The sequence below is a fragment of the Pedobacter rhizosphaerae genome, from assembly GCF_900111155.1.
GTDB lineage: Bacteria > Bacteroidota > Bacteroidia > Sphingobacteriales > Sphingobacteriaceae > Pedobacter > Pedobacter rhizosphaerae.
Window position 1 is genome coordinate 26,237 of the sequence record NZ_FOGG01000016.1, and the last position, 21,432, is coordinate 47,668.

Annotated in this window: 22 protein-coding genes and 1 other RNA gene; 14 read left to right on the top strand and 9 right to left on the bottom strand. The window is 37.8% G+C overall.

What is annotated here, in order from left to right; all coding sequences use genetic code 11:
- The first annotated feature begins 19 nt into the window (after positions 1-19).
- Positions 20-889 carry a nucleoside phosphorylase gene (locus BMX11_RS13800; protein ID WP_090885227.1) on the top strand — a complete coding sequence of 290 codons (870 nt, stop codon included), beginning with the start codon at positions 20-22 and terminating at the stop codon, positions 887-889.
- Positions 890-908: 19 nt separating this feature from the next.
- On the opposite strand, the gene BMX11_RS13805 is transcribed toward BMX11_RS13800, so the two are convergent.
- Both BMX11_RS13805 and BMX11_RS13810 read right to left on the bottom strand, forming a co-directional pair.
- Positions 909-1,301: a DUF1398 domain-containing protein gene (locus BMX11_RS13805; RefSeq protein ID WP_090885229.1), complete on the bottom strand. Its 393-nt coding sequence runs from the start codon at positions 1,299-1,301 to the stop codon at positions 909-911.
- Between the two features lie 4 nt (positions 1,302-1,305).
- Positions 1,306-2,352, bottom strand: coding sequence for an aldose epimerase family protein (locus BMX11_RS13810; protein ID WP_090885230.1), 1,047 nt, complete (start codon positions 2,350-2,352; stop codon positions 1,306-1,308).
- Positions 2,353-2,429: 77 nt separating this feature from the next.
- On the opposite strand from BMX11_RS13810, the gene BMX11_RS13815 reads away from it, so the two are divergent.
- From BMX11_RS13815 to BMX11_RS13830, 4 genes are all read left to right on the top strand, one after another.
- Positions 2,430-3,581, top strand: coding sequence for a galactokinase (locus tag BMX11_RS13815; protein ID WP_090885231.1), 1,152 nt, complete (start codon positions 2,430-2,432; stop codon positions 3,579-3,581).
- Positions 3,582-3,636: 55 nt separating this feature from the next.
- The gene (locus BMX11_RS13820) at positions 3,637-4,167 is read left to right on the top strand and encodes an RNA methyltransferase (protein ID WP_090885232.1); all 531 of its coding nucleotides are present in this window, start codon (positions 3,637-3,639) and stop codon (positions 4,165-4,167) included.
- Positions 4,168-4,177: 10 nt separating this feature from the next.
- Positions 4,178-4,840: a YdeI/OmpD-associated family protein gene (locus tag BMX11_RS13825; RefSeq protein WP_090885233.1), complete on the top strand. Its 663-nt coding sequence runs from the start codon at positions 4,178-4,180 to the stop codon at positions 4,838-4,840.
- A gap of 216 nt (positions 4,841-5,056) precedes the next feature.
- Entirely contained in the window at positions 5,057-6,373 is a 1,317-nt protein-coding gene (locus BMX11_RS13830; RefSeq protein WP_090885234.1) for an OmpA family protein, read from the top strand.
- Positions 6,374-6,433: 60 nt separating this feature from the next.
- Here BMX11_RS13830 and BMX11_RS13835 read toward each other — a convergent pair whose 3' ends face one another.
- Positions 6,434-7,159 carry a hypothetical protein gene (locus BMX11_RS13835; protein ID WP_090885235.1) on the bottom strand — a complete coding sequence of 242 codons (726 nt, stop codon included), beginning with the start codon at positions 7,157-7,159 and terminating at the stop codon, positions 6,434-6,436.
- Between the two features lie 116 nt (positions 7,160-7,275).
- Entirely contained in the window at positions 7,276-7,686 is a 411-nt protein-coding gene (locus BMX11_RS13840; RefSeq protein WP_090885236.1) for a DUF5991 domain-containing protein, read from the bottom strand.
- A 213-nt stretch (positions 7,687-7,899) separates the two neighbouring features.
- Between BMX11_RS13840 and BMX11_RS13845 the strand changes: the two genes are divergently transcribed.
- From BMX11_RS13845 to BMX11_RS13885, 9 genes are all read left to right on the top strand, one after another.
- The gene (locus BMX11_RS13845) at positions 7,900-8,271 is read left to right on the top strand and encodes a hypothetical protein (protein WP_090885237.1); all 372 of its coding nucleotides are present in this window, start codon (positions 7,900-7,902) and stop codon (positions 8,269-8,271) included.
- 136 nt (positions 8,272-8,407) lie between these two features.
- Positions 8,408-9,178: an MbnP family protein gene (locus tag BMX11_RS13850; protein WP_090885240.1), complete on the top strand. Its 771-nt coding sequence runs from the start codon at positions 8,408-8,410 to the stop codon at positions 9,176-9,178.
- Positions 9,178-10,215: a cytochrome-c peroxidase gene (locus BMX11_RS13855; RefSeq protein WP_245738671.1), complete on the top strand. Its 1,038-nt coding sequence runs from the start codon at positions 9,178-9,180 to the stop codon at positions 10,213-10,215. The genes BMX11_RS13850 and BMX11_RS13855 overlap by 1 nt, the downstream gene beginning before the upstream one ends.
- Positions 10,178-11,155 (top strand): transporter, encoded by a 978-nt coding sequence (locus BMX11_RS13860; protein ID WP_090885242.1) that lies wholly within the window; start codon positions 10,178-10,180, stop codon positions 11,153-11,155. Before BMX11_RS13855 ends, BMX11_RS13860 begins: the two co-directional genes overlap by 38 nt.
- A 6-nt stretch (positions 11,156-11,161) precedes the next feature.
- Positions 11,162-11,626 (top strand): hypothetical protein, encoded by a 465-nt coding sequence (locus tag BMX11_RS13865; protein ID WP_090885244.1) that lies wholly within the window; start codon positions 11,162-11,164, stop codon positions 11,624-11,626.
- 126 nt (positions 11,627-11,752) lie between these two features.
- Positions 11,753-12,403: an SCO family protein gene (locus BMX11_RS13870; protein ID WP_090885246.1), complete on the top strand. Its 651-nt coding sequence runs from the start codon at positions 11,753-11,755 to the stop codon at positions 12,401-12,403.
- A 66-nt stretch (positions 12,404-12,469) separates the two neighbouring features.
- On the top strand, positions 12,470-12,892 hold the full coding sequence (locus BMX11_RS13875) for a c-type cytochrome (RefSeq protein ID WP_090885248.1): 423 nt from the start codon (positions 12,470-12,472) through the stop codon (positions 12,890-12,892).
- Positions 12,893-13,105: 213 nt separating this feature from the next.
- Positions 13,106-13,483, top strand: an RNA gene (rnpB, locus tag BMX11_RS13880) — RNase P RNA component class A.
- Positions 13,484-13,607: 124 nt separating this feature from the next.
- Positions 13,608-15,011 carry a sigma-54-dependent transcriptional regulator gene (locus tag BMX11_RS13885; RefSeq protein WP_090885250.1) on the top strand — a complete coding sequence of 468 codons (1,404 nt, stop codon included), beginning with the start codon at positions 13,608-13,610 and terminating at the stop codon, positions 15,009-15,011.
- A 166-nt stretch (positions 15,012-15,177) separates the two neighbouring features.
- On the opposite strand, the gene BMX11_RS13890 is transcribed toward BMX11_RS13885, so the two are convergent.
- From BMX11_RS13890 to gatB, 5 genes are all read right to left on the bottom strand, one after another.
- A complete protein-coding gene (locus BMX11_RS13890) occupies positions 15,178-16,968 on the bottom strand; it encodes a chloride channel protein (RefSeq protein WP_090885252.1) in 1,791 nt (596 codons plus the stop codon).
- Between the two features lie 65 nt (positions 16,969-17,033).
- The gene (locus tag BMX11_RS13895; protein ID WP_090885254.1) at positions 17,034-17,756 is read right to left on the bottom strand and encodes an RluA family pseudouridine synthase; all 723 of its coding nucleotides are present in this window, start codon (positions 17,754-17,756) and stop codon (positions 17,034-17,036) included.
- Positions 17,757-17,886: 130 nt separating this feature from the next.
- Positions 17,887-18,576, bottom strand: a complete 690-nt coding sequence (locus BMX11_RS13900) for a response regulator transcription factor (RefSeq protein WP_090885256.1) — start codon at positions 18,574-18,576, stop codon at positions 17,887-17,889.
- Positions 18,577-18,679: 103 nt separating this feature from the next.
- A complete protein-coding gene (locus BMX11_RS13905; protein ID WP_090885258.1) occupies positions 18,680-19,792 on the bottom strand; it encodes a TlpA disulfide reductase family protein in 1,113 nt (370 codons plus the stop codon).
- A gap of 52 nt (positions 19,793-19,844) precedes the next feature.
- Complete coding sequence (gene gatB / locus BMX11_RS13910; RefSeq protein ID WP_090885260.1) at positions 19,845-21,302, bottom strand: Asp-tRNA(Asn)/Glu-tRNA(Gln) amidotransferase subunit GatB; 1,458 nt, start codon at positions 21,300-21,302, stop codon at positions 19,845-19,847.
- Positions 21,303-21,432 lie beyond the last annotated feature (130 nt).

A 21,432-nucleotide genomic window follows, 5' to 3' on the forward strand; every position in this document is an offset into this window, starting at 1 on the left:
ACCACTAATCAAAACCCATATGAAGATATCAGAGAGTGATTTGATTATCAATCCAGATGGCACCATTTACCATCTGAACTTGTTACCTGAAGATATAGCCGATACCATTATTACTGTTGGTGATCCGGACAGGGTTAGCGAGGTGAGTAAATACTTCGATCGTATTGAGCTCAAAAAAGGTAAGCGAGAGTTTATAACCCACACTGGTTACTTAGGTCAAAAAAGGATAACTGTACTTTCTACCGGCATAGGAACGGATAATATCGATATTGTATTTAATGAATTAGATGCGTTGGTTAATATTGATTTTCAAACCCGGGAGATTAAAAAGAACCTAACCAGCTTAAATATTATCCGTATTGGTACCTCTGGAGCTGTACAAGCCGATGTACCCATGGGAACAATTTTAGCTTCTGCTTATGGCTTAGGCATGGATGCACTGATGAATTACTATGTGCATGAATTATCTGGAGATGAACGTTTGCTGCTAGACGATATTAAATCTCATTTTGCCCATCTAAAGCATATTAATCCATACTTAACTGCTGCCAGCGATAAATTATTAAATACTATAGGTAAGGATATGGCAAAAGGAATAACGATTACAGCCCCTGGATTTTACGCTCCACAAGGCCGGATAGTGCGTGCTAAAAATTCAGTTCCTGATTTTATCGGTTTAATCAACAGTTTCAGGAGCAATCAAAACAGGATCACCAACTTAGAGATGGAAACTGCCGGTATATATGCGCTTGCAAAGGTTTTAGGCCATCAGGCTTTGTCTGTTAATGCTATATTGGCTAGTCGCGTAAACTTTGAGTTTAGCAAGGAGCCAAATAAGGTTGTAGATGAAGCGATTAAGACTGTATTAAGCCGCATTGCCGAAGTTTAGAAAACTTCGGCAATGCGTTCTAAACTTCGGTGATGTGTTCTAAAACCAATTCCTTTTGTTCACTATCTAAATAGCTGCAGGTCATGTTTTCTAAATCTACAACCCACTTTTCTACTCCCGCATCTGCAGCTTGCTTGCAAAAGGTAGCGAAATCAGTTTCGCCACGCTGATGAATTTTTAAGGCATGCTTTAATTTATCTGCCGATGATTCTTCATTGATAAGCAAGTCAGGGTATTCGTCAGGGCTAACCTGTTCCGTTTGATCATCGCCAAAATATACAGATAAACCGTTGGTCACGTAAACATCGTTGCGCTTTATCCCAAAAGACTTAAGCGTTTTGATAAATTCGGGAAAATCTGCCCCGCTTTTAATCTTTGATTCTGCTGCTTTAATATCATCAACTTTAAACATAATCTTATTGGTTAGAAACCTTATAAATGGTGGTTTGTGTATATAAATCTTCTGGCTGTAAGATAGTAGAAGGAAATTCAGGAATGTTTATTGCGTTAGGATGATGTTGAGTTTCTACACAAAAAGCATCGTAACCATTGTAATCCTTCCCTCCTTTACCATTTTTTACACTTAAATACTTAGCCGTATATAAATGAGCTACAGGTTCGGTAGTATACACGCTTAATGTTAAACCACTTTCGGGCTCAAATGTTTTAGTGGCTAAAGTTAGATCGCCATAAGTTTTATCTAAAACAAAAGTCTGGTCATAACCTTCTTCGGGATTCCAGTCTTTTCCAATCTCTTTTGCTACAGTAAAATCCAGTGCTGTACCTTGAACGGGAATAAGCTTACCTGTTACCGAATAGTTGTCGTCTTGCTCCAAATAGTTACTTGCAAATATTTGCTGAACATGATTGGCAATGCTTCCTCCATTTGGATTTAAGTTGAAGTAACCATGGTGCGTTAAATTAATAGCCGTAGCCTGATCTGTCTCCGCTTCGTAAGTTAATATTAGCTCATCATTATCGGTAAGCTCAAATGTTAAATCAACAATTAAGTTTCCAGGGTAATTTTCTTCACCATCAGGACTTTCATAAGACAGCGTAACAGCGGCCTGAGGTTGTTCAGTAGTATCTATCACTTCCCATACCTTTTTATCGAAACCTTCAATTCCGCCGTGCAAAGCATCAGGGCCAGCGTTCTGGGCTACTTGATAAGTTTCACCGTCAATGGTAAATCTTCCATTTTTAATTCGATTAGCATATCTGCCCACCACAGCACCTAAATAAGCACCATTTTTTAAATATTCTTCACTCAGATATTCTTCAAAGGTGTCGAAACCCAATACAATATCCTGCATCTCTCCTTTTGCGTTTTTAACCACGAACTTATTAATGATTGCGCCGTAATTAAATATTTTAACGTAAGTGCCTTTGTTATTGGTGAGTTCAATAGCAACAACTTCGTTGCCGTCAATAATATTACCTGTAGGTGTTTGCTTTACTTTCATAAATTGTAACTTAGGGCTTTTGTTTCCCAAACAAACATAACATTATTGTTTGCTTTTATAAACATTTTTTAAGCTAAATGAAGTTTAACCTCGAAGAGAAATTTGCACAGTTATTTAATCAGAATGCCGTGGCAACCTACTTTGCTCCCGGACGCGTAAACCTAATTGGTGAGCATATTGATTATAACGGTGGCTTAGTAATGCCCTGTGCCATCACCATGGGAACATGGCTAACCCTCAGCCCAAATCAGGAAGGCAAAATCAGATTTAAAAGTTTAAATTTTGATGAGCATGGCGAGATGAAGCCAGCCGAGATTCAAAATAAAAACCAAGGCTTTTGGTTTAATTATCCTGTTGGAATTATTAATGAAATGATTAATGATGGGCATCAAATTCCAACTTTAGATATGTTGTATTATGGCAATGTTCCTATTGGATCTGGCCTGTCTTCTTCTGCCTCTATTGAGATTGCAACAGCCTTCGCGCTTAATGATTTTCTTGCTTTGGGCTATGATAAACTGCAATTGGTAAAAATGGCTAAGCGGGTTGAAAATGAGTTTATTGGTGTGAATTCTGGAATTATGGATCAATATGCCGTTGCCTTCGGTGAAAAAGACAAAGCCATTGTACTGGACTGCGATACGCTGAAGAGCAAACTGGTGGAAATGGATTTAGGCGATTATGTATTGGCCATTATTAATACAAATAAACCAAGGGCACTGGCAGAATCAAAGTACAACGAACGGGTGGCCGAATGTCAAACAGCTTTAAAGTTGCTTAACGAAGAAATTTCACTACACAACCTGTGTGAACTTACTTTTGAGAAGTTTGCGCTTCATAGCCATTTAATTCAAGATGAAACGATTCTGAAAAGAGCTACTCATGTGATAAAAGAAAATGATCGGGTTCACCTGGCTGCTAAGGCCTTAAATAATGGACAACTCCAGGAATTCGGACGTTTAATGTATGCCTCACACGAATCACTAAAAGATTTATACGAAGTAAGCGGAAAGGAATTGGATACGATTGTAGATTTTTGCATCAATTACGAACCTGTTATTGGCGCTCGGATGACAGGAGCTGGTTTTGGTGGTTGTGCAATGGCATTACTTAAAAAAGGATCTGAAGAGGATTTTGCCAAGCAGCTATCTGACTATTATTTCGAAAGAATAGGTTATTATGCAGCCATCTATATCAGCGAAATAGGAAACGGACCAACAAAATTATAGATATGTTAAAATATGGAAGTAATTACCTTACTCCTTATTGTATGACTGGAATAGCATGAAGAAATTAAAACTAGAAGAATTAAATCGACCAGATATAGCAGAATTTAAAGCTCAGGAAAAATTACCGGTTGTGGTGGTTTTAGATAATGTGCGAAGTATGCATAATGTTGGATCGGTTTTCCGTACTGCAGATGGATTTGCACTGGAGAAGGTGATACTTTGTGGAATTACCGCTCAACCACCGCACCGTGAAATAGAAAAAACAGCTTTAGGTGCTACACAGTCGGTAGATTGGGTACACTATGCCGATACAGTAAGTGCTGTTGATGATTTACGCACTTCAGGTTACGAGATTGTTGCCATAGAGCAAGCTCAAAACAGTACCATGCTCAATATTTTTACGCCCGATGTTACTAAAAAATATGCTTTAATATTCGGTAATGAGGTTGATGGCGTGAGTGACGAAGTAATGGCGAAGATAGATGAGTGTATTGAAATTCCTCAATTTGGAACTAAACATTCGTTCAATATTGTAATATCTGCCGGTATAGTGCTTTGGGATTTCTTTGCGAAATTAAGGTTATAAAGATTGCTTCATGGTAAATTCCTTTTTAAAGAAACTTCAGATCAAATCAAATTTTAAGGTAAGAGTTGAAAATGCGCCGGGAAATGCAGCGAATATCTTTGGTGAAATTCCAGTGGAAATTCAATTTACCTATGCTGAAGCCGATGAGATAGATGCACTAATTATCTTCGCAAAAAGTAAGGAGGTACTTCATCAGCAACTAAAAAGGAATTTACCTCTCATTTCATTGAAAACCGTGTTCTGGGTTTTCTTTCCGAAGAAATCTTCCAAAATAAGTACAGACTTAGCATTAATGAATAGCTGGGAAGAACTCAGCACCTTCGGCTTGTCGCCATGTGCATCTGCAGCAGTTGATGAAACCTGGACTGCCTTACGGTTGAAATTGATTTCAGCCATAAAGCCTTCAGGCATGAGAAATGAACATATAAAAGCTAACCCATTTGGCGAATTCATAGACCCTGATTCCAAAACAGTCAGGCTTCCCGCTGATCTCCAAGAAGCATTAATTGATCATCCGAATGCGCTGGATCATTTCTCCAGCTTATCCTATACCAACAGGAAAGAATATGTGCTTTGGATTTTGAGTGCAAAGCAAGAGAAAACGAGGCAAAACAGAGTCAAAAAAACAGTTGATTTGTTGTTGGCTGAGAAGAAAAATCCAAGTTCAAAATAAAAGTGGCGCGCTGTTTTGTACAGTATACAGTACAATTTTTCGGCCCTTCACTCATTTAAGGTAACTTTTTTGTAAGATAAATTTGATATTATAATGATCTGATTACATGGTATTTGTAGTGTTTTTCCTGTCTTTGGCAAGATTTTTTCTTAGTCGAAGCTAAACAGAATCATATAAACGCTGTTTAGAGGTTATATCTACAAAATACAAAAGAAAATGAATTCGAAAATTACTAAATCAACAATGTTGATTGCTTTATTAGGTTTATCATCACAGTTATTTGCACAGGAAACTTCAACGACAACCGGTCGTTTTTCTCCTAAAGTTTTTAGAACCTGGTCGGTTGGTGTGCACGGCGGTTTATTAACGCCAAGAACAATATTTGGAAATTCTAACCATGCATTTGAAACACCGGTTGAACACATCGGTTATGGTGGTTACGTTAAAAAACAAATTTTACCATCACTGGGTATTCAGGCTGATTTCTTAGCAGGTAAGGTGGAAGAATTAAGAGCTTCTAACGGAGCGGGTGGATTTATCGCCAATACAGGTTACAAAACCAATATCCAGTGGTCTGGTGCTTTAAGTGCGGTTTGGAACGTAGCCAACGTAAACATCAACAATGAGAATGCGATTTTAATCCCTTACTTAAAAGCAGGTGCTGGTTACTTGTCGTCTGGAGCTACAACTTCTCCTGCTACAAATGATCAGGGTTTTTACAGAGATGGCTGGTTTATTCCAGTGGGTGCCGGATTTAAATTGGGCGTAGCTAAAGGAATCAACTTAGATTTTGGTTACGATGTTAACTTTGTTAAATCTGCCAAATTTGATGGTTTCAACGGACCTACAAATGATAAGTTTGCTTACGCACATGCTGGTTTAGAATTTGCAATTGGAAGCAAGGAAAAACCACAATTACAAAACTACAGCTCATTGGCCGATTTGCGTAAACAAAGCGCCGAAGAAAGTTCTGAATTAAGAAGAGCTTTATCTACAGCAGAGCAAAATGCACAAAGAGACAGAGATCAATACGCTAAAGATATGGGCGATGATGATAATGATGGTGTAGCGAACAAATTTGATAAATGTCCGGGAACAGCTTCTGGAACTGTTGTTGATGGTTCAGGTTGCCCAATCAAAGTACAAAGAGAAGTTGTTAAAGAAACCAAAGTTGTAGTTACTGAGGCAGATCGCAAAGTGGTAAGAGATGCTATTTCTAACTTAGAGTTCGATTTAGGTAAGTCAACTATCCGTTCTAAATCTTATGCTACCTTAAATCGCGTTGCAGCATTACTAGTAGAGAAAAACTTTAGCTTGAAATTAGCTGGTCATACTGATAATACTGGCGGTAGAGAGTTAAACTTACGTTTATCTAAAGACAGAGCTGAATCAGTAAAAGCTTATTTAGTGTCTCAAGGGGCTAATGCATCAAGAATTGAGGCAACTGGCTACGGTCCTGATCAACCAATTGCAACCAATAAAACTGCAGCTGGACGTCAACAAAACCGTCGTGTAGAATTTACTTTATATTAATCGTAAATAACATTTGTGAAAGCCTTCTGAAAATCTTCAGAAGGCTTTTTTTTGCCCTAGCTATTCGATTATCAATTGTTCTATGTTCTTTTTAGAAACATATAAAATTGCTGGTTGGCCCTCTTCCTCTTTTAAATATCTGCTTGTATTTTTATCATATATAGCACTTGATGCAGAAACATATAGCCTGCCTTTAGAATCAATGCTTACATTATTAATCTGATTATCAAAAGGCAGTGATAAGGTTTTATTAAAATTTTGACCATTGCTGATTTCAATGGTACTTTTTAATACCAAATTAGAGCCCCTAAAATGTTGGATATGTTCTTTTACTTTTACAGTCAAATTTTTCAAGCTGGCCACAGCGTATTCCTGTTCTCTCTTTTTACTTACCTTATACTGATCTGCATATAACCAGGTTTGCCCTTTATCTAAACTAAAAAAATCAGCATATCTGGCTATTTTTGGAGAAATCAGATCGTCTGAGTAAGCAGCAGTCAGTGCAAATAAACTATCCTTTACAGCTAAAAATCCGTAGGTGGGTTGATTATGCTGTTGTGTTTTGTGCCAGGTTTTTCCTTGGTTTGTGGTTTGATAAATACTGGTTTTTGAAGAAAGAATTAAAGTGTCGTCGATATTGCCAAACGCCGCGTGCGCTTCCTTGCCATTCTCAATTTCTATTCTGGTCCAGTTTGCATGGTTAAATGTATCAGGTTCTTTAATTTCTTCTTTTTTAGAGCAAGCGGAAAAAGCCATCGCAATGGCCAGTGCTTTAATTAGTTTCATAGGTTTCAGGTTTTTGTGTACAGCAAAGTAAGAAATATGATTTTAAATGCATATTTCCAACAGGGCTGTTACAATCTAAACCATGGTTTAAACTAACATAGCAAAAAACTCAGTGCTTATTGACTAGCTTTTTTAAAGGTAACCTCTCCCTCCCCATTTGTGTTTAAGTTATTGTAAATCTGCTTCCAGTAAGATACAATCTTGCTTCCTTTGGCGGTTAGATTTAGAATGGGTTTAGATTTATCTATCCTCTTTTCGTTTAACAACGTTCCTTCTAAAACATTGATATAGTAAATATTTAAGGTATTTTCTTTGAGGATTGCCGAGCATTTTATCTGATAGGAAGCTTGGATGCCCTCCGCATCCATAATACAAGGATACTTACCGTTTACAGGTTTGCCGATATCTAATGTATAATCTACATACCCATCATTAAAAGTCCAGTGCCCGATGAAATCTAATTTTGAATTTTGAGCAAGGCAGAGTTTTGTACTCAAGAAAAATAGAAATAAAAATATATGTTTCATTATGGAAGTTTAAATATAGGTCCTTCTATTTAAACAGGGAAATCTAAAACTAGTTTAATGTTGTAAAGAGCCAGAGGTGATAAAGCAAAAGAATTTAGATTTAATGTACTCTATGCAGGGTTTGGCGGGCAGGAATTAGATCACTTATTTAAATATCCTGTATGAAATGTTTTTATTCTTGATATTCTTTAATACTTTTGCAGGCAATCGCACATGTTTAAAAGAATTCTGATATATTTTCTAATTATGGCTACCGTTTCTAATGGTGCTATGCAGTTGGTTATATATTCAGGATATCAAATGAATAAGGAATACATTACCAGTGTATTTTGTATCAATAAAGAGCATCCGGAATTGCATTGCGATGGACAATGTTTCTTAGCAAGGAAGCTGAAAGATCTGGATAGTAAAAACAAACAGGTACAAGATCAGTTAAAAAGAGTTATCGAGGCTGAACCACAGTTTCAACAGATAGCAATTAATCATCAAATTCCTTCTTTTATCATCAACATGCCTAATGGCTATTTGGAAAAGCCGGTTAAGGATCTTTCCATTTCAATATTTCATCCGCCTAAAACGGCTTAGTTTATTTAAGATTTTCTTGCTGTTATTGCCGTTGTATCTACATACAACTGTAAATATTTGTGCGCTATTTGCCCCGCAGATAGCTTAATCTGCCAAAACAGCCAATAACTATTTTATTACTAAGACCATTTTAACCATGAAATTTTCATACTATCTACTGGCATGCCTATGCCCTATTATATTATTCTCTTCTTGCAAAAAAAGTAACGATGAGATTAGCCCCGATACTAAATCCAGCTTTACCATTGAATTTGAGAACCAGGTAAGTGGTAGTCCTTTGGTTCTTAACACAGCAACTTATAAAAATGCCAATGGCGATGATTTTAAAATCAATGTTTTCAAATATTATGTAAGCAATATCAAATTGAGCAAAGCCGATGGTAGTAGCTATGCCATTCCCGAGAGCTATTTCCTCATTGATGCCTCGAAAAGTGAAAGCACTCATATTACGTTAAACGACGTTCCTGCAGGTGATTATACTAAAATTGAATATACTATTGGTGTAGATTATGCCAGAAACTTTGCAGGCGCACAAACGGGAGCGCTAGATCCTATTAATGGCATGTTCTGGACCTGGAACAGTGGTTATATTTTTGTGAAACTAGAAGGGACTTCACCTCAATCTAAAGCGGCGAATAACTTACTTACCTTTCACATTGGTGGTGTGGTTGATCCCAACAATACCATTAGAACCTTTGCTACAGACATTAATGCGGCTAATCCATTGAGGGTTAGAGCTGATGGAAAACCCAATATGCACTTTATCGTCAATGCAGGTGCCCTCTTTACCGGAAAAACCAACATTAATTTTGGTACTTTAAATTTTACCATGGGGGGTGCAAACTCGGTATTGGTTGCAGATAACTATGCAAATGGTATGTTCAGGTTAGATCATATTCATAATTAATGCTGAAGAAAACTTATATCATCGCAGTACTCTGTTTGTGTATTGCGATGATGTATGCTTGCAGTAAAAACCAGGACAACGAAGTACCGGCAGATGTGAATATTGCCTTTCGTGTTCCTGCTAATTTTCCTGCGCCAGCATATCATTTCGAAGATAATAAGCTAACAAATGCGGGTTTTGCCTTGGGCAAAAAACTGTTCTATGATGCACGCTTATCGGCAGATAAAAGCGTTTCCTGTGGAAGTTGTCACCAGCAATTCGCCGCTTTTGCCAACCTGGATCATAAGGTTAGCCATGGAGTAGAAAATTGTCAAGGTAAGCGCAATGCCCCGCCACTTTTTAATTTGGCCTGGCAAAAAGCCTTTTTTTGGGATGGTGGTGTGAAGAACCTGGAAACTTCTCCGCTTAACGCCTTTACCGATACCTGCGAGATGAGGACTGATATTGCAACAGTAATTGCTTTTTTAAAGCAAACTGCCCCCTATCCCGAATTATTTCAAAAGGCATTTGGAACAACAGATATCAATTCCCAGCTGATTTTAAAATCACTCGCTCAATTTACTGGTGTTTTAGTTTCAGGGAATTCTAAATACGATCAGGTTGTAAGAAAAGAGAACTCAGCCGCATTTACAAGTACTGAATTGGCTGGTTACAATTTATTTAAAGATAAATGCGCGTCCTGTCATACGGAGCCATTTTTCACCGATTTTTCATATCGAAGTAATGGCCTTGATGTACAGAGCGCAGACGAAGGTCGTTCGCACATTACCGGGGTAGCAACCGATTTTGGCAAATTTCGAGTGCCTACATTGAGAAATATTGAATATACTTCCCCTTATATGCATGATGGTCGTTTCTATAGTTTAGATGAAGTATTAGAACACTACAATTCTGGCGTAAAGCCTGCCAGCAATCTGGATCCCTTACTCAAAAATGGCATCCCGCTAAATACGCTCGAAAAGGAACAGATCAAAGCATTCTTAAAAACATTAACAGATCATGAATTTATTAAAAATACATTATATAGTGAATCGTAAATGGCTTACCCTACTGCTGGTTTTGGTGGGTAGCCAGGCATTTGCCTGCGATATTTGCGGTTGTTTTATGGGAATTACGCCCTACTATAATCGTAATAGTATCAGCTTATTGTATCGATATCGTTCCTTTAGTGGATACGAAGGACAAGCTCATTCCTTATTTCCAAATGGAGGGAAATTCTTTATCCCGGCAAGAAGTCAGAATTCTCCAATTACCAACCACGCAGGAAATCCCGACGATTATGAGCTCTATCGCTCATTGGAAATAAGAGGTAAATATTTCATCAATAGCAGACTGGAAATAAATGCCATTTTACCCTATGTAGCTAATAGTGAGAGGTATAATGGATACACCTCTTCTATTTCCGGACTTGGAGATGTAAATCTATATGCGGGATACCATGTGGTTCAAAAGCTCGAGGATAATTTTAAACAGCAGCTTATTGCAGGTGCAGGAATAAAGCTTCCTACAGGTAAGAATGATTTTAAAAACAATGAGGGCATTCGTTATTCATCTTTAATGCAGGGCGGTACAGGAAGTACTGATGCCTTTGTTTACCTGAATTATATGGTAGGTTTAGGTAAATTCGGTGCGAGCTTAAATACCTCTTATAAAGTAAATGGCAAAAATAGCCGGGATGAAGGTATTGCCAATAGTACCACAAGCTTCTTAAATATCTTTTATGTACAAAGTATTGGCAAGGATGTTCAGCTAATGCCTTCTGCGCAATTTTTCTACGAATATTCTGGTGGAGAAAAATACAAAGGGCAAAAAACAGGCGAACATGTGATGAATAATTTAATGGGCGGTGCCGGAATTGATGTTTTTTACAAGAACATTGCCTTAAATGCAGGCATTCAAAAAAACATCTGGGAAGCTAAAACGGATCATCCAATGAGTGCCGGAAGAGTTTATTTAGGAGTTACTTATAATTTTTAATACCATATGAAAAGATTTAATATTAATGCAGGTTTGCTTCCGATTGTAATTTCAATACTAGTGGCCTGCAATACGGAGCCAGATGCAAAGGCGATCCGCAAGGAAGTGCTAAATATACATGATAAGCTAATGGTTGACGGACAGAAGCTGATGCGAAACAAAATGCAGCTAGATACCATATTATTGAATGAAAAGGCAAAATCATTGCCCGACTCGTCGAAATTAGCTGATTTAATTTCAAGACTTAATCAAGCGGATGAGAAAATGATGGATTGGATGCATTTTTTTAAGGCTGATTTTAAGGGTAAAACGGCTGAAGATGATATGGCGTATTATAAATCACAGATGATCAAAATTCGTGCTGTTGAAGACGAGTATATTAACGTCATCAGAGCATCTGATTCGGCGCTAAAAAGTCATCAGGTTATCCCTTTAAAAGATCAGAACGGGGTGCATCAACATCAACACTAGTTTGTTTCCCGCAGATTAAAAAAAGAATCTCTTTAATCTGCGGGAATAACTATATAAAGTAACATTACCATAATTAATTACCTTCAGCCCGGCAGAGGTCGTATATTTACAATTTAAAATCACATTATGAATAAAATCATTTTTTCCATTGCAAGCTGTTTGCTAGTTGTTGCATTACTCTCCTCCTGTACTCAAAATAAAAAACTCCCTTATTATGGTGAAAGACATGCCGAAACGGTAAGAGATGCCGCTGGAGTTGAAAAAATAGATACAGTATATCAAACCATTCCCAACTGGTCATTTTTAAATCAAGACAGTGTGGTTACGACCAATAAGAGTACAGATGGTAAGGTGTATGTGGCAGATTTCTTCTTTACTTCCTGTACCACCATTTGTCCTACCATGCACCGCAATTTAATGGGTGTGTATAACGAATTTAAAACGAATCCTGATGTGTCGTTTGTATCCCACACGATTGATTTTAAATATGATAAGCCCTCGGTCCTAAAAAAATACGCTCAAAAACTGGGTGTAGACGGACCGAAATGGTTGTTCCTTTATGGCTCAAAAGACAGTGTATATACCTTAGCAGAAAAAAGCTACCTGGTTGCTGTTGGTGAAGATAGTACAGCAAAAGATGGTTATATTCATCAGGGGTACCTGGTACTTATCGATAAGGACAAACACATTAGAGGTGCATACGATGGAACAAAACCAGAAGAAGTTGAAAAGCTTAAACAGGATATTCCATTATTATTGGCAGAGTATAAAAAATAAATCTCCATCCCCCAGCAATCTTGTCTTTTAAGATTGCTGGGGTAATATCTTCTTAAAGAAACACAAATGCGCCGACACATAATCAGATCTGTTTTTATCTTCTCCATTGCTGGAATAATAGCATCTTGTCAAAATCAGGAAACTATCGATTTACAGAACTATCTATCCAGTGGCAAAGATATTTACAAGGCTAAATGTCAAAACTGCCACGGAGAAAATGGTGAAGGATTAGGTCAATTGGCTCCTCCATTAACAGATAGCGTTTTTCTGAAAAACAATAAAGCCCGTTTAGCCTGTATAATCAAGAATGGTTTAAACGAAGAAATTTCCATATTAGATAAAACCTACAAAGAAAAAATGCCTGGCTTTCCTGAATTGACTGATATTGAAGTGGCTCAGGTTAAGGTTTTCATCACAAATTCGTTTGGTAACAACCAGGGATTTTCTTCCTATCATCAAGTGGCTAAGGAGTTAGGAAAGTGTAAATAAATGTAAGATGGTGTGATGGAAAATGGATTCTATTGTGTAGTACTCCACTCCTGCCTTATTGCTGCTCTGATTGTATCACACCGCTAATACCTTTTAACATCGATATCACCATAATGACACAAAGCGATAAAGGTGAGCGTAATTGTGATGGCTTTTTAGTAAAAAACGTCTATCTGTGTTATTTATTCATTAAAAAAAACCATCTTTGCGGAAAATGCAGGTTGTTCTATCGCTGTTTCGAGTAAAATCGAGAGAGAGGAAAGTCCGGGCAACACAGGGCATCTCGCTTTCTAACGGAAAGGGATTTAGGATTGAAAACCTGAATTACGGAATAGTGCAACAGAGAATATACCGCTTCGATTTATCGGAGTAAGGGTGAAAACGTGCGGTAAGAGCGCACGAGCATTACAGGTGACTGTAATGGTTTGTAAACCCCGAGAGTTGAAAGACCAAATAGGCTAACGCATGTAGGGCTGCCCGTCCGATGTTAGTGGGTAGGTCGTTAGAGATAAATGGCAACATTTATAGTGGATTAATGATAGAAATTCCGTTTACGGAACACAGAACCCGGCTTATAGACCTGCATTTTTTTATTCTACCTTTTCTTAAAACCTTTCTCCCCTTTTCTCGTTTATAGCTTATAAATTGTATAAAAAACTATACATTAATTAAAAAATAATATATTAGCATTTCAAATTAGAATCATATAAAACTAATGGCCAAACTATTAATAATTGATGATGAGCGGGCGATAAGGAGTACCCTTCGCGAGATCCTGGAATACGAGAATTACGATGTTGAAGACATTGACAACGGTATCGATGGATTAGAGATGATCAAAAAGGAAAACTTCGACTTAGTACTTTGCGATATTAAGATGAATAAGATGGACGGTTTAGAGGTGCTTGAGCAGGCTCAGGTTATCAAGCCCGATCTTCCATTTATTATGATCTCTGGCCATGGTACTGTAGAAACAGCAGTTGAGGCCAGTAAAAAAGGGGCATTTGATTTTATCTCCAAACCACCTGATTTAAATCGTTTATTAATTACAGTTCGAAATGCATTAGATAGAGGTACCTTAGTTACTGAAACTAAAGTTTTAAAACGTAAGGCCAGTAAAACCAGAGAGATTTTAGGTGGATCTGATAGCATTTCCAAAATTAAAGAAACTATAGAGCGTGTGGCTCCAACTGAAGCCAGGGTATTAATTACTGGCGCAAATGGATCTGGTAAAGAGTTGGTTGCACGTTGGTTGCATGAAAAGTCTAATCGATCTGAAAGCCCTTTAATTGAGGTAAACTGCGCCGCAATACCATCAGAACTCATTGAGAGTGAACTGTTTGGTCACGAAAAAGGTTCTTTTACCTCTGCGGTAAAGCAGCGTATTGGTAAATTTGAGCTGGCCAATGGTGGCACACTTTTCTTAGATGAGATTGGGGATATGAGCTTATCTGCCCAAGCTAAAGTATTAAGGGCTTTACAGGAGCATAAAATTACCCGTGTAGGTGGCGAAAAAGAGATCGAGGTTAATGTTCGCGTACTGGCGGCTACCAATAAAGATTTATTAAAAGAAATTGAAGACGGTAATTTCCGTATGGATTTGTACCACCGATTAAATGTTATCAATATTCATGTACCTCATTTAACTGAGCGTGTTGACGATATTCCTGTAATTGCACAAAACTTTTTAGAGAATATTTGTGGCGATTATGGTATGCCTGTGAAGAAGATTAATGATGCGGGAATGTCTGCTTTACAAGCTTTACCTTGGACAGGTAATGTGAGAGAGTTACACAACATGATAGAACGCCTGATTATTTTAAGCGATAAGGTAATTACCGAACATGATGTAAGAGCCTTTGCCAATCCTGGTGGAGGAACGAATATTGGTTCGGCTACTGCATCTCAAATAGCCAATAACGGAGGTTCTAGCCTATCATCAACCTTTGATAGTTTTAATAATTTCCAGGACTACAAGGATCATGCGGAGCGTGAGTTTATTAAGTTCAAATTGGAAAAAAACAATTGGAATGTATCTAAAACAGCCGATGAAATTGATATCCAACGCAGTCACTTATACAGTAAAATAGAAAAATTTGGCCTAAAAAGAGCTGAATAGGAGCGTAACATAAAAAAGGAGGATGTGTCAGCAAGTATTTACCATCCTGAGCTTGTAGAAGGGATCAAGAAACTAGATTCAAGAAAGTTTCGACATACTTATCCCATTTTACATCTTTCAGGACACTGAATAATAATGATGCAGCCTCTTTTTATTTTTTCAGATTTTAATTCATGTAATCTGCCTGGCGCATTAATAGAGCTCTGTATTTATTAAAAACGGCAGTTTTAGAAATGAAACCTTTATAAATATTCTGGTCGGTTACCACCGGAAGCAACCAAACATTGTTTTGCTCCATTTTTTGCAATACCAGTTTCAGGTCTTCGTTTTCGTACACAATAGCTGGTGCAGGCTGCACAAGGTGCTGAGCTGTAATGTTTTCTCTCTCTTCAATCTGCATCATTTCCCTGAACAACTCTTCTACATAAATTACACCCTTAAAATCACCGGTTTCATCGGTTACTGCGCAGATATTTTTATGAGATTTTAAGATCTCATTCATTTTAAGAAATAGCAAATCATTCATGCGCAGTTGAATGTGGTTTTTCTCTATTAAATACTTTAATTTCATTTGATTCAACACGGTGGTGTCTTTATCTTCATGAGAGAGCAGTTCGCCCTTATCCGCTAAAGCTTTAGTATAAATTGAATGTTTCTGCACTCCTCTGTTTATCGCATAAGAAATTGCTGAAGTAATCATTAATGGTACCATCAGCACATATCCACCGGTTATTTCGGCAATTAAAAAGATACCTGTTAATGGCGCATGCATGATAGCGCTCAGGGCAGCGGCCATGCCTGCAACAATAAAGTTAGCCGTATTAAGCTGAGCAATACCTGATAGATTTACCGTATAAGAAAAGATAAAACCAATCAATCCGCCCATAATCAAACTTGGGGCAAAGGTTCCTCCATTCCCTCCTGCGCCCAAAGTAACCAGCGTTGCAATAGACTTGGCAAAAATAGTTACCACGGTAAAAAGAATAACCAAAGCAGGAATTTGATTATAATCGGCAAATATACTGTTGTCTATTACGGCTAAATAATCGCCGCGTAAGAGACTTTTAATGGTGATGTAGCCCTCTCCATAAAGGGTTGGGAATAAGAAAACCATCCCGCCTAACAAAATTCCGCCAACTATAACTTTAGCATAAGGGTGTTTAACCTTGTAAAAAAAACCTTTAATGGCATAGTTGGCTTTGGTAAAGTAGATGGAGAATAGGCCAATTAGTAGAGCTAAAACTACATAGTATGCCAGTGCATTCACCTTCCAGCCTTCTGTAACCAGGAAAAATAACTGTTGCGTATAAAAAAGTCTGGCTACTACAGCAGCCGTTGCAGCAGAAAGTAGTAGCGGAATAAAAGCTGGAATCGTAAATTCAGGAAGAAGAATTTCGATGGCGAAGACAATTCCGGCAATAGGACTATTAAAAGCGCCTGCAATCCCTGCGGCTGCACCGCAAGCAACCAACATTGTAATTTCACGGTACGAAAGTCCGAGCATCCGGCCTAGGTTTGATCCAATGGCCGAGCCACTGGTTACAATAGGTGCCTCCAAGCCGGTAGAGCCACCAAAGCCTACAGTTACAGCTGCGGTAATAACCTGAGAATATATATTGTGAGGCTCAACCCTACTCGATTTTTTAGAAATGGCATACAGTAATGGTGTCAGGCCTGTTTCAAATTTACTTTTCCGGATAAAGTACTTCACATAAAGTACCGTGAGAAAAATACCAATTAGCGGAAAAAACAGGTATAAATAGTATTTATATTTCCAATGCCAGTCTGATTGCAGGAATTCTTCGATATGATGCGTGAGGCTTTTGAGTACTGCGGCAGCCAAGCCTGCCAGTATTCCCACCACCACAGCCAAAATGATTAAGAAATTACGGTTTGATACTTTGGATTTTCTGTATTGATTTACAGCATCCAGGTAATTTACAAATCTGATGTACATGATATCGAAGATTAACTGAGCGCAATGATTTTAATATTAAAGAAATTGATTCCTAGTTGATTTCTCTAGGCATCAAATTTATCCAAAAGCTTAATTAATGTGGCAAAGTCCTTTGGGTATGGCGCTTCAATTACAATATCATTTCCATCTAAACCTTTAAATACAAGATGCCTGGCATGCAGCGCAAAACGCTTCATAATAGGCTGTTCTTCTTCTCCCTTGGTCAGCTTAAACCCTCTCTTAATGGATGAAAGAAACACCGGCTTACCTTTATACATATCATCGCCTACAATAGCTGCCTTTTGAGTAGCTAAGTGAATGCGGATTTGGTGCATTCTTCCGGTGATGGGTTTACATTCTACCAGGGTGTAATGTTTATAATATTTAAGTGAATTAAAGATCGTTTCGGCCTTTTTTCCCTCTGCCCTGTCTATAGTTACATTCTTGTTCCCAGCATTTAAAATGGGAAGATCAACCAACAGGTCGTCGAAAATAACATGTCCATCAACAACAGCATGATAGGTTTTGCTCACCTTTCTCTTTTCGAACTGGATAGATGCATTGCGATAAGCATCTGAATTTTTAGCAATAATTAATGCTCCAGAAGTCTCTTTGTCTAGCCGGTGGCAAACCTGTGCGTCTTCCGTGTACTGACGTGCCAATCTGAGTACATTAATTTCTCCGGGAGCAGTACGCTCATCTAAAGAAGCCAGAAATGGAGGTTTGTTTACAACAATATAATCGTTGTCTTCGAAAAGGATAAGATCTTTAAAATTTGGGAACTTCAATATGTAATGTGATTAATGAGCTGCAAAAATACAATTTATTTTATTAGGTTGAAGTCAATTCTGGAAGATGCCCTAAAACAAAATGCCCCAGGGATAGAATCCTGAGGCATTTATATTTTTTTAATGGTATTTAAGACAGTTCAAACTTATACCCAACACCCTTAACCGTTGATACATAAGTTTCACCTAATTTCTCGCGCAACTTTCTGATGTGTACATCAATCGTTCTGTTGGTTACCACTACTGAGTCTTCCCAGATATTTTTAAGGATAGACTCGCGGGTGTAAACTTTTCCGGGTTTGGATGCCAAAAGATATAGTAGTTCAAATTCTTTCTTGGCTAATACTACCTTTTGCCCAGCCTGAAATACCAAATAAGCTTCTCTATCAATTACTAAATCGCCTATTTCCAACTTATTTTCAGATACTTCTTCCGTTCCTGTGTTTCTACGCAAAATAGCATTGATACGGCTAACTAAAGCTCTCGGTTTAATAGGTTTGGCTATATAATCATCGGCGCCAACATTAAAACCAGCAATTTCTGAGTATTCTTCACTTCTGGCAGTTAAAAATACCATAAACGTATTCTTAAATTCTGGAATGGCACGCATCAATCTGCAAGCCTCAATTCCGTCCATTTTAGGCATCATGATATCTAAAATAATCAGATCCGGGTGCACCTTCTTTGCTACGCTGATACCTTCCTGGCCATTTGATGCTAAAAACACTTGATATCCTTCTTTCTTTAGATTGTACTCAATCAGTTCCAGGATATCTGGTTCATCGTCGACAATTAAAATTTTTTGACCTGCGTTATTCATAGTTAAATATTTGTTACGAAAGTAGTGTCTCTGATGTAATTATTGGTTAAGCCTAAGTTAAGAAATTGTTAACCGATTAGATTAGTTTAACATTCATTTTGTTTTAACGTAACGTTTTGGCTAGAAACGCATCCAGCTGGTCTCCACGAAGGTTTTTGGCTGCGATTTTACCATTGGGATCAATCAGATAAGAAGTCGGAATAGCCTGAACCTGATATTTTCTAACCGTTTCGCCATTAAAATCTTTTAGTTCACTGGTGTGTGTCCAGGTTAAAGCATCCGCTTTTATAGCTCCTAACCAGGCTGCCTTATCGGTATCTAATGAAATGCCCAGAATATCGAAATTCTTAGTTTTATACTTATTGTATACTTTAACAACATTAGGATTTTCCTGGCGACATGGCTGGCACCAGGAAGCCCAGAAATCAACGAGCACATATTTACCTTTATAATCTGATAAACTAACAGGTTTTCCTTCTGCAGTATTGATGGTAAATCCTGGAGCGGGTTGCCCCACCTGAACCGTTTTTAACAGCGCCATTTGTTTTACGAATGTATCAACGGTAGCGTTTCCTTTAATATCTTCCTTGATCTCATCGCTAAACTTCACTAACTCCGCTTCAAACTCTTGCGGACTAAGGGTATTCATAGCGTAAAAACTAGCCAAAGTACCTTTATTATCCTTGGCAAATTTTAATATTTTCTCATTAAGCTGATTAATATACGATTCGTACTGGGGTTTCAGCTGTTCTAAAATGGCACTTCTGTTTTGAGGTTGGCTTGCAACTTTAGACTCTAATTCTGCCTGAAGTTTTTCGGCCTGCTTTGCAAAATCATTTCTAATGGTATTCAGTTCTGAAAGTTTCTCCACTTCGTTCGCACCTGAGATTTTGTAAGCCAGTGTTTTATCGGCTAAGTCGGCTTCCAGCTTAATGGCATCACCGTTTTTCGCAATAAGCATAAATTCGTGATTACCGGCAGAAACCCTGAAGAAATCTACTGAAGGAGTCTTTCTAATGAATTTAAACTCTCCCTTTTCTGAAAGATTTGTAGAATCGATAGCCACCATGTTGCTGTTCTGCATGCCATAAAGAAATACTTTTTTCTCTGTTCCTGGGTTTTCAAATTTTCCATCAATAACAAAGCTATCTTTGGGTTTACAAGCAGTAAAGGCTATTGCAACTAGCAATATTAAGCTTAATGATTTAAGTTTCATGTGTATATTTTTTATGGTATAGGTAGACAATGGCTGATGACCCAGAGCTTTCTTATTTTAATTTTTCAAGTATCAGTTCGTTTAATTTCTTAGCATCTGCTTTTCCCTTGGCGAGTTTCATTACATCGCCTACAAACAAGCCTAAAACGCCTTTTTTACCTTTTTTATATGCTTCTACCTGTTGTGGATATTTATTTAACACTTCATCAATAAAAGTGGTCAACTCGTCTCCGTTTTCAGAAATTAAAAGATTCAAAGACTGCGCTAATTCTGAGGCCTTTAAACGCTGATCTTTCTCAAGTGCTGGAAGTAGTTGCTGTATGGCAATCTGTTGTGTGAGTTTCTTTTGATCAACTAAATTAATGGTTTCAGCCAATTGAGTTGGTGTAACGGCAAATTCAGCAATCGAAATATTCTTTTCATTTAGCAAAGCCCTTACAGGACCAATTAACCAGTTGATTAGCGTTTTCTTATTCGCTACCAGGTCGAGTGCCTGATTGAAATAACCCAGTAAATCGAGATCTTCTGCAAATAAGGTTGCATCAGCCTTGCTAATACCAAATTCTGCTACTAATTGCTTAGAAATTTCATTTGGCAAAGCCGGCATAGCCGATTTGATTTGGGCTAGCCAATCATCTGAAATATAGATGGGTTGCAAATCAGGATCTGAGAAATAACGGTAATCATTTGCTTCTTCCTTTGTACGCATGGGCGAAGTGGTCCCTTTTTCTGCATCAAAGTTAAGTGTGCTTTGAATAATTTTGTCTCCAGCTTCAATTACTTCTACCTGACGGCTAAATTCAAAATCTACGGCTCTTCTTACATTTCGCATAGAATTGAGGTTTTTTACCTCACATCTCGTTCCGAAAGCCGTTTCGCCGTGTTTACGCACCGATATATTGGCATCGCAACGCAAACTCCCCTCTTCCATATTGCCATCGCTTACATTGAGGTGCCTAACAAGCTTACGGATTTCAGCCAAAAGTACTGATGCTTCTTCTGCACTTCTGATATCCGGCTCCGTTACGATCTCAATCAGCGGAACACCGGCTCTGTTTAAATCAACAAGCGAATAGTTGTCATCCTGATCGTGTATGCTTTTTCCGGCATCCTCCTCCAAATGAATCCTATTGATACCGATTTTCTTGGTACTTCCATCTGAAAGTTCTATCTCCAGAAAGCCATTTATACAAATGGGCTGATTGTCTTGCGTAATCTGATATCCCTTTGGAAGATCAGCGTAGAAATAATTTTTACGATCGAAATGATTGGTTTGGTTAATCGTGCAATTTAAAGCCAACCCAATACGTATGGCTTTTGCTACAACCTCCTTATTTAATTTAGGTAAGGCCCCAGGCAAAGCCAGAGAAACTGTAGAAATATTTTGGTTAGGTAATGCTCCAAAAGATGCGCTATCTGCAGAAAAGATTTTAGTGTTCGTATTCAGCTGGACGTGTATCTCCAGTCCTGAAACGAGTTCGTATTTGTTTTCGGATGTACCTAAACTCATATTTGATGGATGTGCTTCAATTTATTTATAAAGCAAAGATAGTTAAATACTCCAAAAACAGACAGTCACAATTAAACTGGCACGTAAAATGAATATTGATCAACAAACAAACAATTTTTAACGTAAAAGC

Coding starts and splice junctions, on each gene's coding strand:
- BMX11_RS13825 (WP_090885233.1), top strand. CDS start 4,178: ATGGTAAATTCCTTTTTAAAGAAACTTCAGATCAAATCAAATTTTAAG.
- BMX11_RS13885 (WP_090885250.1), top strand. CDS start 13,608: ATGGCCAAACTATTAATAATTGATGATGAGCGGGCGATAAGGAGTACC.
- BMX11_RS13875 (WP_090885248.1), top strand. CDS start 12,470: ATGCGCCGACACATAATCAGATCTGTTTTTATCTTCTCCATTGCTGGA.
- BMX11_RS13905 (WP_090885258.1), bottom strand. CDS start 19,792: ATGAAACTTAAATCATTAAGCTTAATATTGCTAGTTGCAATAGCCTTT.
- BMX11_RS13835 (WP_090885235.1), bottom strand. CDS start 7,159: ATGAAACTAATTAAAGCACTGGCCATTGCGATGGCTTTTTCCGCTTGC.
- BMX11_RS13805 (WP_090885229.1), bottom strand. CDS start 1,301: ATGTTTAAAGTTGATGATATTAAAGCAGCAGAATCAAAGATTAAAAGC.
- BMX11_RS13850 (WP_090885240.1), top strand. CDS start 8,408: ATGAAATTTTCATACTATCTACTGGCATGCCTATGCCCTATTATATTA.
- BMX11_RS13820 (WP_090885232.1), top strand. CDS start 3,637: ATGAAGAAATTAAAACTAGAAGAATTAAATCGACCAGATATAGCAGAA.
- BMX11_RS13890 (WP_090885252.1), bottom strand. CDS start 16,968: ATGTACATCAGATTTGTAAATTACCTGGATGCTGTAAATCAATACAGA.
- BMX11_RS13865 (WP_090885244.1), top strand. CDS start 11,162: ATGAAAAGATTTAATATTAATGCAGGTTTGCTTCCGATTGTAATTTCA.
- BMX11_RS13900 (WP_090885256.1), bottom strand. CDS start 18,576: ATGAATAACGCAGGTCAAAAAATTTTAATTGTCGACGATGAACCAGAT.
- BMX11_RS13800 (WP_090885227.1), top strand. CDS start 20: ATGAAGATATCAGAGAGTGATTTGATTATCAATCCAGATGGCACCATT.
- BMX11_RS13860 (WP_090885242.1), top strand. CDS start 10,178: ATGAATTTATTAAAAATACATTATATAGTGAATCGTAAATGGCTTACC.
- BMX11_RS13830 (WP_090885234.1), top strand. CDS start 5,057: ATGAATTCGAAAATTACTAAATCAACAATGTTGATTGCTTTATTAGGT.
- BMX11_RS13810 (WP_090885230.1), bottom strand. CDS start 2,352: ATGAAAGTAAAGCAAACACCTACAGGTAATATTATTGACGGCAACGAA.
- BMX11_RS13855 (WP_245738671.1), top strand. CDS start 9,178: ATGCTGAAGAAAACTTATATCATCGCAGTACTCTGTTTGTGTATTGCG.
- BMX11_RS13815 (WP_090885231.1), top strand. CDS start 2,430: ATGAAGTTTAACCTCGAAGAGAAATTTGCACAGTTATTTAATCAGAAT.
- BMX11_RS13870 (WP_090885246.1), top strand. CDS start 11,753: ATGAATAAAATCATTTTTTCCATTGCAAGCTGTTTGCTAGTTGTTGCA.
- gatB (WP_090885260.1), bottom strand. CDS start 21,302: ATGAGTTTAGGTACATCCGAAAACAAATACGAACTCGTTTCAGGACTG.
- BMX11_RS13845 (WP_090885237.1), top strand. CDS start 7,900: ATGTTTAAAAGAATTCTGATATATTTTCTAATTATGGCTACCGTTTCT.
- BMX11_RS13840 (WP_090885236.1), bottom strand. CDS start 7,686: ATGAAACATATATTTTTATTTCTATTTTTCTTGAGTACAAAACTCTGC.